Annotated in this window: 13 protein-coding genes; 12 read left to right on the forward strand and 1 reads right to left on the reverse strand. The window is 43.5% G+C overall.

Features of this window, described 5'->3' with window-relative positions; translation table 11 throughout:
• The first annotated feature begins 99 nt into the window (after nucleotides 1-99).
• The 4 genes from galE (at nucleotide 100) to AAEY78_RS00295 (ending at nucleotide 5197) form a co-directional block, all read left to right on the forward strand.
• A complete protein-coding gene (gene galE / locus AAEY78_RS00280) occupies nucleotides 100-1140 on the forward strand; it encodes a UDP-glucose 4-epimerase GalE (RefSeq protein WP_352336329.1) in 1041 nt (346 codons plus the stop codon).
• A gap of 79 nt (nucleotides 1141-1219) precedes the next feature.
• Nucleotides 1220-2098, forward strand: a complete 879-nt coding sequence (locus tag AAEY78_RS00285; RefSeq protein WP_352336331.1) for a UTP--glucose-1-phosphate uridylyltransferase — start codon at nucleotides 1220-1222, stop codon at nucleotides 2096-2098.
• Nucleotides 2091-3752 (forward strand): glucose-6-phosphate isomerase, encoded by a 1662-nt coding sequence (gene pgi / locus AAEY78_RS00290; protein ID WP_352336333.1) that lies wholly within the window; start codon nucleotides 2091-2093, stop codon nucleotides 3750-3752. Before AAEY78_RS00285 ends, pgi begins: the two co-directional genes overlap by 8 nt.
• An 80-nt stretch (nucleotides 3753-3832) precedes the next feature.
• The gene (locus AAEY78_RS00295; RefSeq protein ID WP_352336334.1) at nucleotides 3833-5197 is read left to right on the forward strand and encodes a UDP-glucose/GDP-mannose dehydrogenase family protein; all 1365 of its coding nucleotides are present in this window, start codon (nucleotides 3833-3835) and stop codon (nucleotides 5195-5197) included.
• Nucleotides 5198-5315: 118 nt separating this feature from the next.
• On the opposite strand, the gene AAEY78_RS00300 is transcribed toward AAEY78_RS00295, so the two are convergent.
• Nucleotides 5316-6803, reverse strand: coding sequence for a phosphohexomutase domain-containing protein (locus AAEY78_RS00300; protein WP_352336336.1), 1488 nt, complete (start codon nucleotides 6801-6803; stop codon nucleotides 5316-5318).
• Nucleotides 6804-7032: 229 nt separating this feature from the next.
• Here AAEY78_RS00300 and mazG point away from each other — a divergent pair, with 229 nt between their 5' ends.
• The 8 genes from mazG to yjgA all read left to right on the forward strand — a co-directional run bounded on the left by mazG (nucleotide 7033) and on the right by yjgA (nucleotide 15198).
• On the forward strand, nucleotides 7033-7947 hold the full coding sequence (gene mazG, locus AAEY78_RS00305) for a nucleoside triphosphate pyrophosphohydrolase (protein ID WP_502943580.1): 915 nt from the start codon (nucleotides 7033-7035) through the stop codon (nucleotides 7945-7947).
• Nucleotides 7931-8293: a ComEA family DNA-binding protein gene (locus tag AAEY78_RS00310; RefSeq protein ID WP_352336338.1), complete on the forward strand. Its 363-nt coding sequence runs from the start codon at nucleotides 7931-7933 to the stop codon at nucleotides 8291-8293. Before mazG ends, AAEY78_RS00310 begins: the two co-directional genes overlap by 17 nt.
• A gap of 210 nt (nucleotides 8294-8503) precedes the next feature.
• Complete coding sequence (pcnB, locus tag AAEY78_RS00315) at nucleotides 8504-10978, forward strand: polynucleotide adenylyltransferase PcnB (protein ID WP_352336339.1); 2475 nt, start codon at nucleotides 8504-8506, stop codon at nucleotides 10976-10978.
• 250 nt (nucleotides 10979-11228) lie between these two features.
• On the forward strand, nucleotides 11229-11729 hold the full coding sequence (folK, locus tag AAEY78_RS00320; RefSeq protein WP_352336802.1) for a 2-amino-4-hydroxy-6-hydroxymethyldihydropteridine diphosphokinase: 501 nt from the start codon (nucleotides 11229-11231) through the stop codon (nucleotides 11727-11729).
• A 60-nt stretch (nucleotides 11730-11789) separates the two neighbouring features.
• On the forward strand, nucleotides 11790-12590 hold the full coding sequence (panB, locus tag AAEY78_RS00325) for a 3-methyl-2-oxobutanoate hydroxymethyltransferase (protein WP_352336341.1): 801 nt from the start codon (nucleotides 11790-11792) through the stop codon (nucleotides 12588-12590).
• A gap of 48 nt (nucleotides 12591-12638) precedes the next feature.
• Nucleotides 12639-13532 (forward strand): pantoate--beta-alanine ligase, encoded by an 894-nt coding sequence (gene panC, locus AAEY78_RS00330; RefSeq protein ID WP_352336342.1) that lies wholly within the window; start codon nucleotides 12639-12641, stop codon nucleotides 13530-13532.
• Between the two features lie 108 nt (nucleotides 13533-13640).
• On the forward strand, nucleotides 13641-14597 hold the full coding sequence (gene rapZ / locus AAEY78_RS00335; RefSeq protein WP_502943581.1) for an RNase adapter RapZ: 957 nt from the start codon (nucleotides 13641-13643) through the stop codon (nucleotides 14595-14597).
• A gap of 91 nt (nucleotides 14598-14688) precedes the next feature.
• Nucleotides 14689-15198: a ribosome biogenesis factor YjgA gene (gene yjgA, locus AAEY78_RS00340; protein ID WP_352336344.1), complete on the forward strand. Its 510-nt coding sequence runs from the start codon at nucleotides 14689-14691 to the stop codon at nucleotides 15196-15198.
• Nucleotides 15199-15234 lie beyond the last annotated feature (36 nt).

Genomic DNA, 15234 nt, shown 5'->3' on the forward strand with positions numbered 1-15234 from the left:
TAAGTTTATATTTGAGTGCATAAACTGACTTGATATACAGTAAAGACACCCCTACAATGGGGTGTCTTTTTTTGTTTAAAAACTGCTTTGGATATCAATATGGAAAATAATAAAAATAAAATCTTAGTGACTGGTGGCGCAGGGTATATCGGTTCTCATACCTGTATTGCTTTGCATGAAGCAGGCTACGAGATTGTTATCTATGACAATTTATCTAACAGTAGTAAGGAAGCTATTAATCGTGTTTCTAGCTTAATCGGTAAGCCAATCAAATTTATTGAAGGCGACATTCGTGATGCTGAGTCATTAAGAAAAGTTTTTACAGCCCATCAGTTTTTTGGGGTCATTCATTTTGCTGGTCTTAAAGCGGTTGGCGAATCAGTTGCTAAGCCATTGATTTATTATAGTAATAATGTTAGTGGCACTGTTACTTTGCTTGAAGTGATGGCAGAATACAAAGTTAACAATTTTGTTTTTTCTTCTTCAGCGACTGTTTATGGTGATCCTGAAACCTTGCCTATTGATGAGGACTCAAAGCGCTCATGTACCAATCCTTATGGTCAAAGTAAACTGGTCGTCGAGCATATTTTAGAGGACTTAGCCTCAGCTAATAAACAATGGAATTTAATTACGTTGCGTTACTTTAATCCAGTAGGCGCGCATTCATCAGGTCAAATTGGGGAAGATCCTAATGATATTCCTAACAATCTGATGCCGTACATTTCGCAAGTGGCGGTCGGCAAACTGACTAATCTGAATATTTTTGGTAATGATTATCCGACAGTAGATGGTACAGGCGTGCGTGATTATATTCATGTGACAGATTTGGCAAAAGGTCATGTAGATGCGCTACGCTATGCCGCCGAGCAAACTATTCCTGTAGGCTTTATGCCGATTAATTTAGGTACGGGTAAAGGCAGTTCTGTATTAGAGTTGGTCACTGCTTTTACAGAAGCCACTGGAAAAAATGTACCATATCAATTCGCAGCCCGCCGTGCGGGTGATATTGCCAGCTGCTATGCCAGTGCGGATAAAGCAAAAGCGTTGTTAGGTTGGCAAGCAAAATTAGATATTAACGATATGTGCCAAGATACATGGCGCTGGCAAAGTATGAATCCACATGGCTATAGAGTACCGTAAAAGCATCATAAATTTATGAGCTTATATTTACCTTATAGAATTTTATTATTAATATTTCTTCTAGTACGGCGATACAATTATGCAAAGAATTACCCATGCTGTTATTCCTGTTGCCGGTTTCGGTACGCGGATGCTGCCATTATCTAAGTCGGTACCTAAAGAGCTATTACCGTTAGGCAATCGTCCTGCGATTCATTATGTGGTGGAAGAAGCCATTGCCGCTGGTATTAAGCACATCGTATTGGTGGGACATGCGCAAAAAAGTGCCATTGAAAACTACTTTGATATCAATGCTGAGCTGGATCATCAGTTACGCGATAAAGGTAAAGATGAGCTGGCTGATAGTCTCAATTGGTTACCTAAAGATGTTACGATATCTATGATACGTCAGGGTAAGTCCTTGGGGCTTGGTCATGCAGTATTGGCAGCTCGTCCCATTATTGGTCAGCATAATTTTGCTGTATTGTTGCCTGATGTCGTCATTGATCCATTTACGACTGATATGTATACCGATAACTTAGCATTTATGATTAATGAGTTTGTCACAAAGGGTCATTCACAAATATTAGTGGATAAAGTCGCTGACGAAGATGTGTCTAAATACGGCATCGCTAACCTTAGTAATAGTGATACTAGTAGTGTGGATGATAATATCGACGCAAATGCCAGCTTTAGTGTGGCAGGTTTTGTAGAAAAACCCAGTTTGGCAGAAGCACCTTCTAGGTTAGCGGTAGTGGGGCGATATGTCTTTACCAATCAAATATTTGATTATTTAGAAAGTACCACGGCATCAGTGGGTGGGGAAATTCAGCTGACCGATGCAATTGATGCGCTGATTAGCAAGTATGGCGTCAATGTCACTACCATGCTTGGCGACAGTTATGATGCAGGCGATATGCAGTCCTATATGCAAGCATTCATTTATTTTGCTCAACAACAATTGGCCTTCAATGAATAACTCTATAAGAAATAAGTCGCACGGCAGCGCACGTCAATCAAAATACTGGACGCAATTAGAAACTCTTGCGGATCAATCATGGTCATTAGCATCTCTATTTGAGCACGATAAAACCCGTAATCAACGTTATAGTGCCCAAAGTGGAGCACTATATATGGACTATAGCAAGCAATGTATCGATGATACGGTGCTCATGAATTTATTGAATCTTACGAATAGTGGCGATTTGCAAGCACGTATTAAAGCACTACTACAGGGCGCTATGGTGAATACCAGTGAAGAGCGTGCTGCCCTGCATACTGCGCTACGTTTACCAGCCACGGCAACGTTACAAGTGGGTGAGCAAAATGTTGTCGCAGATGTGCATCATAGCCTTATGCAAGTTGAGCGTTTATCCCAGCGTATCCGTCAGGGCACATGGCGTGGATTTTCAGGTAAAGCCATTACTGATGTGGTCAATATTGGCGTTGGTGGTTCTGATTTAGGTCCATTGATGGCAGCGACGGCACTTGATGAGTGGGCTGACACCGAGATTGTCGTACATTTTGTCTCCAATATGGATGGTAGCCAATTAGATAATTTGCTAAAGCGCTTAGATGCGGAAACAACACTCTTTATTATCTCATCTAAATCATTTGGTACGGTTGATACATTATCTAATGCCAAGACCGCACTATCATGGTTACTTGCTACGGCTACCTTACGTGGCGGTACGCAGAGTAGCGTACTGCGTCGACACTTTGTTGGTATCTCTGCAAATAGCGAAAAAATGAATGCTTGGGGTATTCATCCTGAGCATCAATTGCAGCTTTGGGATTGGGTCGGGGGGCGTTTTTCTCTATGGTCTGCCATTGGTCTTGCGATAGCGATTCGTATTGGTATGCCACAGTTTCGTGAGCTACTTGCTGGCGCGCATAGCATGGATGTGCATTTTGCCAATGCTGACTTTGCAGATAACTTGCCAGTATTATTAGGTTTGCTTGCGGTTTGGAATAGCACCTTTTTACACATCCATGCGCATACAGTGCTGCCTTATGACGGTCGTTTGGGTTATCTACCCAGCTATTTAACCCAGCTTGAAATGGAAAGTAATGGTAAATCGGTTACTCACGATGGTGAACACATCGATTATGATACCTGTCCTATTTTATGGGGTGAGGTTGGCTCTAATGCGCAACATGCCTTTTATCAACTGTTACATCAAGGGACTCAGCACGTGTCTTGTGACTTTATTGCCTGCGTGCGCCATTATAGTGATGACGTGCAAAATGAGTCACTACAACATCAGCATGAATTGTCATTAGCCAATTGTTTGGCGCAAAGTCGTGTTTTAGCCTTTGGTAATGCAGCCATTGCTGACACAAGTGCCGCTTGTCATTCAGATAAGTATAAACATTATCGTGGTAATCAGCCTTCAACTACCTTACTGATTGATGAGCTAACCCCGCATAGTTTGGGCGCGTTGATTGCACTTTACGAGCATAAAGTTTATGTTATGGCGAGTATTTGGGACATCAATCCATTTGACCAATGGGGCGTTGAGATGGGTAAGCAAATGGCAGAAACGGTTTATCAAGCTCTGCAGCAAGATAGTACAGATTCTTTTGATAGTTCAACCAATCAGCTGCTGTCCCGCATTAAACAGTTGTCTTAATATTGTTAGTATAACTATAGCTATAACTATATCGCAGTGTAGTCTCTTCAAACCCATTCTTTAATCTCTAAAGGTAATCCATGTCACCTGATTCTACACCTAGCGCTCAACAGCTGTCATCTGAAGTCTCTAACGTTTGTGTCATTATCGGTCATGGTATTGAGGCTATTACCAGTGCGGTGGTGCTGGCAAGCTTAGGACAGGTAGTACATCTACACGCAGACCAAACACTAATAAAGAAAAATTTACAGCAGTATGGGTTTGAGCATCACTTGCAAGCACTATGGCAGATGTATGTTCAACAGCAGCAGATTGTTAGTCTGCCAATAGCGCCAAGTGCAGAGGCACTCATTGCTACTTATGAAGTAGCAGTAGCGCATCAAGGCGCTGAGAAAATAGAGGCGACTTTCTATTGGCTGTTCTTAGACAGTACGCAGTCGATATGGTCAGAAGACACTTGGTTAGCTGCTTTTAATCACAGCCATGAGCAGAAGCTGCCGATTGTTATCAGCGGCAGTCAGACCTTGGGTCAGGCTTCTTTATTAGCTCAGCGCTTACAGCGTGCGTGGGTGTATTATGTACCTTTTATTTTCTTGCAAGACGGTGACGCTTTTAGTTCAATGTTGACCCCTTCGTTATGGCTATTGGGTGAGAAAACACCTAATAGCAGCCAGCACTTACCTGCGCTACAAACCCTTATGCAGCATGCGCGTACTTACCATTGTGCTGATATTGCGACCATTGAATTTGCGCGCAGCAGTATTATGGCGATGCTTGCCACACGCGTGAGCCTAATGAATGAGATGTCGCGTCTTGCTGATAGTCATCAGGTCGATATTCAGCAAGTCAGTCATATTATGGGCTTAGATGAGCGGGTTGGGCGCAGCTATTTGCAAGCCGGTTGGGGCTTTGGTGGTAATACGTTACCTGCTGAATTAACACAGCTTGAACAAGCTGGGTGTGCCAGTCGTGTGGAGATGCCAATTCTAAAAGCAGTTAGATACATTAATGAAGATCAAAAAGAGCTTATCTTTCGTAAGTTCTGGCAATATTTTGATGGATTTATTGACCATAAGACGGTCGTGATTTGGGGTGGTAGCTATAAAGCGGGTTCAGGTCGTACGGCAGGCTCGGCTATTCATCCTCTGTTACATTTATTATGGTCATATAATATCACTACCCTTGTGTATAGTGATAAGGCTCAAGCTGAGCTGACCGCTTTGTATCATGAACAACCTTTATTACAGCTGATCGACAGCCCTTATGAGCGATTAGATAGTGCGCAAGCTATCTTTATTATCAGCTGGTCGGCACAAGAGCATTTAGATACTGCACGCTTGAATCAGCAGGCGATGCCTATATTTGATGCACAAAATGCCTTGACGCGCGCGCAAGTGACTACCTTAATAGGTGACTATATAGGCATTGGTCGAGCTAAGTCGTAGTCAGCTTACAATTATAAAATCGTTATTAATGAACTAAAAAAAGGGCGGGGTTATTAACAAATAACCCCGCCCTTTTTTGATAATGAATATCTTACATTAGTATGAGTAATTACCCTCATTAAGCAGATATTGCGCCTTGTTTAGCGAGCCACTGTTGAATATCTTGCGTTTTTGTTGCCAATAATTGGTCATTGCCGCGTGTTTCAATGTTCAGCCGGATTAATGGTTCGGTATTAGAGGCGCGTAAATTAAAACGCCATTCGCCAAAGTCAAGACTGAGACCGTCGAGCGTCGATTTAATAGGTTTCTCCGCGCTGAATTTTTCTTCAATAGCGCTAATGATAGTCGGTGCATCGTGTGTCGTTAACTGAAAATTGAGCTCGCCTGAGCTGGGATATGCCTGAATATAGCCTGTGACCAGTTCTGATAAGGTCTTGCCAGTAATGGATAGCAGCTCAATGGTTAATAGCCATGGAATCATGCCGCTGTCGCAATAACAAAAGTCGCGGAAGTAATGATGCGCTGACATCTCGCCACCGTATATTGCGCCTGATTCACGCATTACTTGCTTAATAAATGAATGCCCAGATTTGCTCACCACGCCTTGCCCGCCATGGTTTTTTATTACTGCTTCGGTGTTATACAGCACGCGTGGGTCATAAACAATCGACTCGCCCGCATGCTTATTTAAAAAGGCTTGTGCCAGCATACCGACCACATAACTGCCGTCAATAAACTCGCCTGACTCATCAAATAAAAAACAACGATCAAAATCACCATCAAAGGCGATACCAAGATCTGCTTTATGGTCAATAACGGCTTGCTTGGTGGCGGCTCTATTGGCTAAAATCATGGGATTGGGAATGCCATTGGGAAAGCTGCCATCAGGGGTATGATGCAGTTTAATCACCTCAATTGGCGCGCCAACTTGTGTAAGCTTATCAACTAATAAGTCAACGACGGGTCCTGCGCTGCCATTACCTGAGTTAATCACTAATTTTAGCGGCTTTAATTTATTAGCATCAACAAAGCTCATAACATGGTCGATATAAGCGCTTTTATCGCTGAGTAATCGTAGTTTCCCTTTTTCTGTAGGCGTGGTAAATTGCCCAGATTCTGCCAATTGTTTGATTTCTGCCAAGCCATCATCAGCGCTAATCGGCTTTGAGTGCTCTTTCACTAACTTTAAGCCGTTATAATTAATTGGATTATGACTTGCCGTGACTTCAATGCCACCCAATGCGTGATAATGAGTGGTGGCAAAATAGACCTCTTCGGTGCCCGTCATGCCAAGATCAATCACATCAATACCAGCATCAATAATACCAGCATTGGTGGCTTGTTTTAGTGATTCACTTGAATGACGAATGTCACAACCAATCACAATGGCGAGATTAAGCACCTTTAATTCATCAGTAATATCAGCGCTATAGTAACGCTGACCTAATAGCTGACCAAACGCGCGTCCAATACGGTACGCAATCTCTTCATTTAGATTCACCCCAAGCTCGCCACGAATATCATAGGCTTTAAAAGAGTCAATCGTAATGGGAGTAAAAGTATTCGGCGGATGGTAAGGAGATTGAATAGCAGAAGCCACAGTCATGATGGTAAATTCCTTTTTTAATTATAAGAAGAGCAGCGGTTAGAGGTGAGAAGTCATAGGTAAAGACAAATACAGTGAGATATAGGCGCAAACAAATAAGCCAACAATCATTAAATGATACACTATCTAAGAGAAGAATAGGGTAGCCGCCTAATTTTCATTGCGCTACTATCTACTATAAAAAAACGCCATTTTAAAAAATAATGATCAACGCTTATGAGTAGCCATTATGAATCACAAAACAGAGCATAAAGCCGTCAGCATAACGCCTAGCCAAAATAAGGTGTCGTTGCCTATTCCAGTAAAAGGAACGCCCAATGCCACAGGCAGTTTGCCGGATTTACTTGCATTAATGGCACGCCTGCGTCGCGATTGTCCATGGGATCAAAAGCAAAGCAATCATAGCCTGATTCCGTATGCGATAGAAGAAGCCTATGAGCTTGCCGAAGCGGTTCAAAGCGATGATGATGACGATATCAAAGGTGAGCTTGGTGATGTGTTATTACAAGTTATTTTTCATTGTCAGCTCTATGCGGAGCAAGGACGCTTTGATTTGACAGATGTCATTACTACGCTGCAAGAAAAGTTGATTCGTCGCCATCCGCATGTCTTTGATGCAGAAAACCTACAAGATGACGCTGCGGTTAAAGAGCGCTGGGATGAGATTAAAGCAGAAGAAAATCAAGCGCGTGCGCTACGTGGCAAGCCGCGCCGCCGTTTGGATACGTGCAAACCGGGTAGCGCGCTGATGCAAGCACAAGACGTGCAAAAACAAGCGTCAAAGTTAGGCTTTGATTGGGATGGACTTAGTGGCGCACTGGAAAAGCTCGATGAAGAAATCAGCGAATTAAAAGTAGAGCTAGTTGATACGTCTAATATGGTTAAATCTAAAGACGAGATAAAGTCCAATCTTACTAAGATTGAAAAAGAGCTTGGCGACTGTATGTTTGCTTTGGTCAATGTTGCGCGTAAATTAAATGTGGACGCTGAAGCCGCTGCTTTAACGTGTGTACATAAATTTAAATCGCGATTTGCTTATATTGAGACGCAATTAGAAGCGCAAGGTAAGCGTATTGAGGATAGTGAATTGTTAGAGATGGAAGCATTGTGGGAGGTAGCAAAACAGCATGAACGTGCAAAATAGTTTGCGCTGTAGCGTTATTATTTTAACGGTGCTAATAAATCTGTCACTTATCAGCAATGTGCACGCAGCACCGTGTATTGATAATCCAAAAAGCGCTTATCAATACTTGCTACAACAAGAAAAACTCACCACCCAAGCGCGCACCCAAATGGGGATTAATATTAATCGCGCCACGGAAAGCGAGCTGACGTCCTTGCATGGTATTGGCAGCAGTAAAGCGCAAGCCATTATTTTATACCGAGAAATGTTTGGCGACTTTAAAAGTATCGATGAGCTAGAAAAAGTAAAAGGTATTGGTCCAAAAACTATCGAAAAGAACCGTGCACGTTTACGGGTACAGCATTAAACGGATACTTTTTGGCAATGATAGCCGAAAAACTGCTGGATAAAGAGTATGGCTCTGGCAGATGAATACTATAACAGTGACAAAATAGCGCGTAACTATCTGTCATAACACACCCAGCGCGGCTAAAATTTGTTAAACTAGCGGATACATCCGCCCGATAAACGCTGTGTTCATCAGAGGTGGTTAAGAGTATTGGCAAGGAGTAGATGCATGGCCGAGCGTGCCGCCAAGCAGTTAGAACTGAATAAATCTGAATTACCCAATTCTATTACGGAAGTAATTGCCACTTTGTCCCGAGCTGGGTTTGACGCCTATATCGTCGGTGGCGGCGTGCGCGATACATTATTAGGTCTGAAACCAAAAGATTTCGATGCGGTCACCGATGCCAAGCCACATGAGATTAAAGACGTGTTTGGCAAACGTTGCCGTATCATCGGTCGACGCTTTCAGTTGGCACACGTCTACTCAGGTCGCGAATTGATTGAAGTAGCAACGTTTCGTGGACCACCTATCAATGATGCCAATACCAATCAAGACGGCATGATTCTTCGTGACAATGTTTGGGGCGATATTAAGCAAGACTTTGCCCGTCGCGATTTTTCAATTAATGCTCTTTATTATCAGCCGTTAAAAGGCGTGGTGCATGATTTTTGTGGTGCGCTTGATGATATTGATAATAAAATTATTCGCCTGTTGGGTGAGGCACCGGTACGTATTGAAGAAGATCCAGTGCGTCTCTTGCGCGCTCTACGTTTTAAAGCCAAATTGGGCTTTGAGTTTGATAGCGCATTAGCCGCGCAGTTTCATGCAGGCAATTGGGCGCTGCTAGAACAAATATCGCCGCATCGCCTTTATGATGAAACGCAAAAGATGTTCACCGGTGGTTATTTAGTGCCATTATTACCGTTATTGTTTGAATCGGGTGCTATCGACAGCCTTATTATTTATCCACCGTCTGAGCCAAATGCACTGGTAAAACAGGTTGCTATCAATACCGATAAGCGTATTAATGCAGGTAAAAGTATCAATCCAGCATTCTTTTATGCCGCCTTATTGTGGGAAAATTATCTCCATCAGTTAGAGAAAGCCAAAAAGCGCAATATGCCTTTTGCTGATGCCCAGATGCAAGCGGCGGGTAAAGTTATTGACCGTCAACGTATTAAGACGGCTATTCCAAAATTTGCGGAACAATTTATTCGTGATATTTGGTTATTACAGCCCAAACTTGCCGCCCCGCGTAGTAAACAAATTGAGCAATTGTCTGAGCATCCGCGTTTTCGTGCTGGCTTCGACTTTTTATTATTGCGTGAACAATGTGGCGATGCTGAACATCCATTATCAGAATCGACTAATGGCATGGGCGACTGGTGGCAGACCTATCAGACCCTGACTGAACGCGAGCAGCAGCAAGCCATTGATGACTTCGATGGAAATATTCGTCGCGGTTCTTATAAGCGTGGGCGCGGACGTAATCGTCAACCAGCAGCGGTAAGTACCACCAATCAACAAGCATATGAAGCGCAAAACCAGCCGTCAAATACAGAGCGTGTTACTAACGGTCGCGATAACTCGAATCAAAAAGTATCTGAGCGTCCAGTCAATAATCCAGCGCAGGTCAATGATGCCTCTAACATTCCAGCGCGTCGCCGTCGTGCCGTGCAAAAATCGGACGTTTCAGAATCCGCTTTGCAAGTATCATCAACGTCTGCCAAAGCACCTAGCGATAGCGCTAATCATGCTTCACATACTGAGCAGATGAAGCAAGACAGTCGTGAATGGTCGCAACTACAACAGTTGTCATTGGCAAATAATGCTGGCGTGGCAAAACAGCCCGCGCGTCCACAAACACCAACACCGCTATTTGTCATTGAGCACGAGAACGTCGTTCCACCGCTAAAAAGACAATTGGTGCAAGATGACGCGTTGCAGTCTGAATCTGTGCCAAGTCGTCAAAGTCAAAATACGGCTCAGCAAAAGCCAGTAACCAGTCAAAATGTGCCTAAAGCGAAGCAAGATTCACACGCACAATCGCATCAAGTGCAAACAACCACTAGCTTAGCGGCAGAGAAAGTACAAGATAAACCAGTTAGTACTGAGTCATCTAATAATGAGTCGTCTAATACTAAGTTGTCTCATGTCAAACCTCACGCTGTAAGTAAACCTATTGGCAAACGCACTATCGCGCAAGCACCGCAGTTAGTGACGATAGACAACGAGCCGATACCATATAAACGTCGCCGCCGTGTATCAAATAGTACTGCTGATAATACATTAAGTAATAATACTGAGCATTCAGCGCCTAAAAAATCGCAGTCTACAGATTCAGCTTCTATAGGAACTGTATCTAAAGCATCGACACCTGCGAAATACGAGAAAAAAGCTCCTAAAGTAGTTCATCAGCCTAAACATGATGTTCAGACTGAGATTGAAACTACTAAGGTTAAAGTAACGGAGCAAGCAGAGCAACCGACAGCACGTGCCAAACCTAGTAAAGCACCAGTCAGAGCACGTAAGAATAAGGCATCGCCATTAGCAAATAACAAGGCTAATGCGCAAGATGCAGACAATATAAATGGCAAAGCTGCTTCTCAAAAAGCTGTTTCCGAGCAGCATGCGGCTCAGCCAGATGCGACAAATAAAGGACCTGTTCCCGCTAAGCGTCGTCGCCGTCAACCGAGCGAATAGCATGAGCAAGTAACTGGATTAACTTATGATAAATTCATCATTATAAGTTAATCCAAAGCCATGCTTATCATAGATAGAGCGCTTGATACAGTCTCTATTTACAGACAATATTGGTTAGTCGTTATCGAGTAAAATTTGAATTGCTGAGTAAAGTATAGTCATGAGTCTTTCTGTAAATGATGATATAGATAGCACGGTACTGCTTACTACTGTAGCAGACAGTAGCCATATCGAAGCGGATAACTGGATAATGTGTTATCTCGGTTTGGGTAGCAACATTGCTAATGAGCTTGGCTCGCCTATTGTTCACGTGCAACAGGCAATTGAAGGTCTGCGCCAAAACGACGATATTCGCAATGTGCGTGTGTCCTCTTTTTATGCTTCAGCACCCATGGGTCCGCAAGATCAGCCTGATTTTATCAATGCGGTGGTTGGAATTGAAACGAGCCTAGCGCCACTTGCTTTACTGGATGTTTGCCAAGCCCTTGAGCAATCGGCAAAGCGTGCTCGCTTACGTCATTGGGGCGAGCGCAGTCTAGATGTTGATTTATTATTGTATGGTCAAGACAAGATTACCGAGCCACGATTAACCGTTCCACATGCAGGAATCGGCGAGCGCAATTTTGTCTTGATACCGCTGCGAGAGTTAGCGCCGGATATTGTCATTGCTGGGCAGCCGATAAACCGCTATCCGCAAGCAAGTGATTGGACCGGGCTAAACATTCTTGCTGATAAATCTGATAATAGATAGTTACTGGTAAAGTATTTATAGACCGGCAATAAGTTATTCCAGAGTAAAAGTGAGGGTTATATGACCACGTTATCGACTTTAAATAAATTCAAAAAAGATGGTGTCAAATTTACTTGTTTAACTTGCTACGACGCTATGTTCGCTCGCATGATGGATAAGGCGCTGATTGATACTATTCTAATCGGTGATAGCTTGGGTATGGTGGTGCAAGGTCATACGTCAACGCTGCCAGTGACAGTCGATGATATAGCGTATCATACGGCTAACGTGGCGCGTAGTAATCAGCATGCGTTGATTATCGCGGATTTGCCATTTATGAGCTATGTGACTTTACCTGAGGCAATTGCGAATAGTCGGCAGTTGATGCAGGCGGGTGCGCAGGTGATTAAGGTCGAAGGCGGTCGAGAGCTGTGTGAGCTGGTGACCATATTGGCGCAAGCAGGCACACCCACATGCGTGCATCTGGGTTTGACCCCGCAGTCGGTCAATGTCTTTGGCGGCTATAAAGTACAAGGTCGTGGGGACGCGGCAGCAGAGAAATTAATGGCGGATGCTCAAGCAGTGGTAGACGCTGGTGCGGCTATGCTGGTATTAGAATGCGTCCCTGCTGCGTTAGCCAAAGCGGTAACTGAGGCGGTAAATGTACCGGTCATCGGTATTGGTGCCGGAGCCGATACCGACGGTCAGGTGTTGGTGATGCATGATATGTTGGGGATGGTACATGGTCGCGTGCCTCGATTTGTACATGACTTTTTAACTGATGAGCGTAATAGTGCGCGTAGTATTGAGGGCGCTTTTGCGCTATATCAGCAAGCGGTACGCGCAGGCAGTTTTCCTACTGCTCAGCATGAATTTAATTAACATCAATATTTATTATACCCATTCGTTAATGAGATAAAAGAGTCCGTGATGCCCATTATTTATCATCATATCGCTGCATTACAAGCTGTATTAAAACCTTTTCGCAGTCAGCAGCGCATTGCCTTAGTACCGACCATGGGTAATTTACATGATGGGCATTTAGAGCTGGTTAAGATTGCCAAAGAGCATGCAGATATCGTTGTGGTGAGTATCTTTGTTAACCCGACGCAGTTCGGAGTTGGCGAAGATTTTGACAGTTATCCGCGTACCTTAAATGAAGATGTGGCGAAGCTGGCAACTGTTGGTGCCGATTACGTGTTTGCGCCCAGTATTGATGAGATGTATCCGGTATTACCGCCGCCGACGACCATTCGCGCTGGTGCTATTACTGAGCAATTATGTGGCAAAACTCGCCCTACGCACTTTGATGGCGTTGGTATCGTAGTGTCAAAATTATTTAATATCGTGCAGCCCGATATTGCCGTATTTGGGCAAAAAGATTATCAGCAATTGGCGATTATCAAGCAGTTGGTGCGCGACTTAAGCTATCCGATTGATATCATTGCAGCACCCATTATACGTACTACTGATGGCTTGGCATTGTCATCACGCAATCAATACTTGAGTGCGGATGAGCGCCAAATTGCACCTGTATTGCAGCAAGAATTGCAGCGCTTGGCACAGCAATTAAAGTTAGGCGCGCATATTGAACAAGGATTTGAGGCACTTATTACAGAGACCGCGAGTCGCATCACTGCTGCTGGCTTTATTATTGATTATTTAGAACTTAAAACCGCGCAATTAGACAATATCTCTACTAACAGAGCGTCTCAATCTACATATTCTATAGAGACATTGCCGCAGCATCTCATTATTGTGGTGGCAGCATGGCTTGGACGTGCGCGTTTACTGGATAATCTATTGGTAACGATTGAGCAATAAAGACCGCTGGCGGATTTGGCAGCGATATAGTCAGTGTCGCAGTGTACCTATTTGATAACTTTCTTTATAACAATAGCTAAAATAATGACGACAAACGATGAATAAAAAATGGGGCAAGTGGTCATGGAAGTAGCAGATATCAGCAATGTACCTGTAATAACGGTGGATGACAGCGTCAGTATTTTACTGGTATCAGGACGCTCAGGCTCAGGTAAAACCTCGGCATTAAATATTTTAGAAGATTTTGGTTATTATGCGATTGATAATTTGCCATTATCCTTAGTCGTTGATGCCGCGCATAAACTGATTAAAGAATCGGGTATTAAGCGTATTGCATTGGGCGTTGATATCCGCTCGCCACGCGCTGATTTGTCCAATTTTGCGACAACCCAAAAAGCGTTAAAACAAACTTATGGTGAGTACAACGTCAAGGTCATCTATGTGACGGCGCAAGAGACTATTTTGGTGGCACGCTTTAATGCCACACGCCGCGTGCATCCACTGATGGCAAAAGATGGGGTCAATAGCCAACCATGTGCTGATAACTTACCTTCTGCGATTAGAACTGAGGTGTCGCTATTGCAGCCGATTGCGTATTGTGCAGATATTAAAATCGATACCAGTAATTTAAATATTCATCAGTTAAAAGAATATTTGCGTGACCATATTGGCGTGGCAAATAAAATTATTATTAACTTGTTATCGTTTGGCTTTAAATATGGCAATCCTATTGATGCCGATTTTGTCTTTGACGTAAGAATACTGCCTAATCCGCATTGGAACCCAGCCTTACGCCAAGCTACGGGGCTTGATGCAGAAGTGGGTGCTTTTTTTACTGATTATCCAGAAGTCGCTGAAATGACGGACGATATCAGTACATTCTTACAGCGTTGGTTGCCTGATTTTTTACATAATAATCGCCATACCGTGACAGTGGCAATCGGTTGTACGGGCGGTAAGCATCGTTCCGTATTCATCACCGAGCAATTACAGCGCACACTGAGTGCCAATTTGCCTGCCGCATTGACGGTAGTGACCAAGCACCGAGAAAAGAGCCGCTGGTAAATCTGGCTATGTTGACTTTTTAAGTGGCCGTACGACACCATTGTACACGGCAACTTTCACAAATTTTATTTCTAGTATTAGAGGGCTTACCATGATTGACTGGTCAGAACATGACATGCGCGTCTCGCGCACCGAACTTAAAAAAGCCCATGAGCGCTTACAGACATTGTCTATACCGCTCGCTAGCTTATCTAAAAAGCAGCTTAAAAAACTGCCTGCCAGCGAATATTTTATGGCAGAATTGATGGCGCTTGCTGATATCACTAGCGCGACTGCGCGCATCCGTCAAACCAAACGCGTCGGCAAGCTTATCAGTGAAGAAAATCGCCACGAGTTGGTCAAAGCGCTATTTGATGCGTTTTTCCCAAATGAACAAGTCTCTAAAATTGAGAGTTGGATTGAGCGCTTAAACATCAGTGATGAAGGCACGTTAAAACAATTTGTCAAACAATACAAAGCTTCAGAGCGCAACAGCCTTTATCAATTGTTACTTTGGATTGAATACGCCAAGCATATTCAAGACGATGAGCTGATGGCAGAAGCGAAGCAAGATTTGGCAAGTTATATTCGTGAAGTGGCTATATTAACGGAACTTAAGTAGCAGTGTTAACTTTAATATATGGATGTTAAAGTTAAA

The sequence above is a fragment of the Psychrobacter sp. 16-MNA-CIBAN-0192 genome, assembly GCF_040309565.1.
Lineage (GTDB): Bacteria > Pseudomonadota > Gammaproteobacteria > Pseudomonadales > Moraxellaceae > Psychrobacter.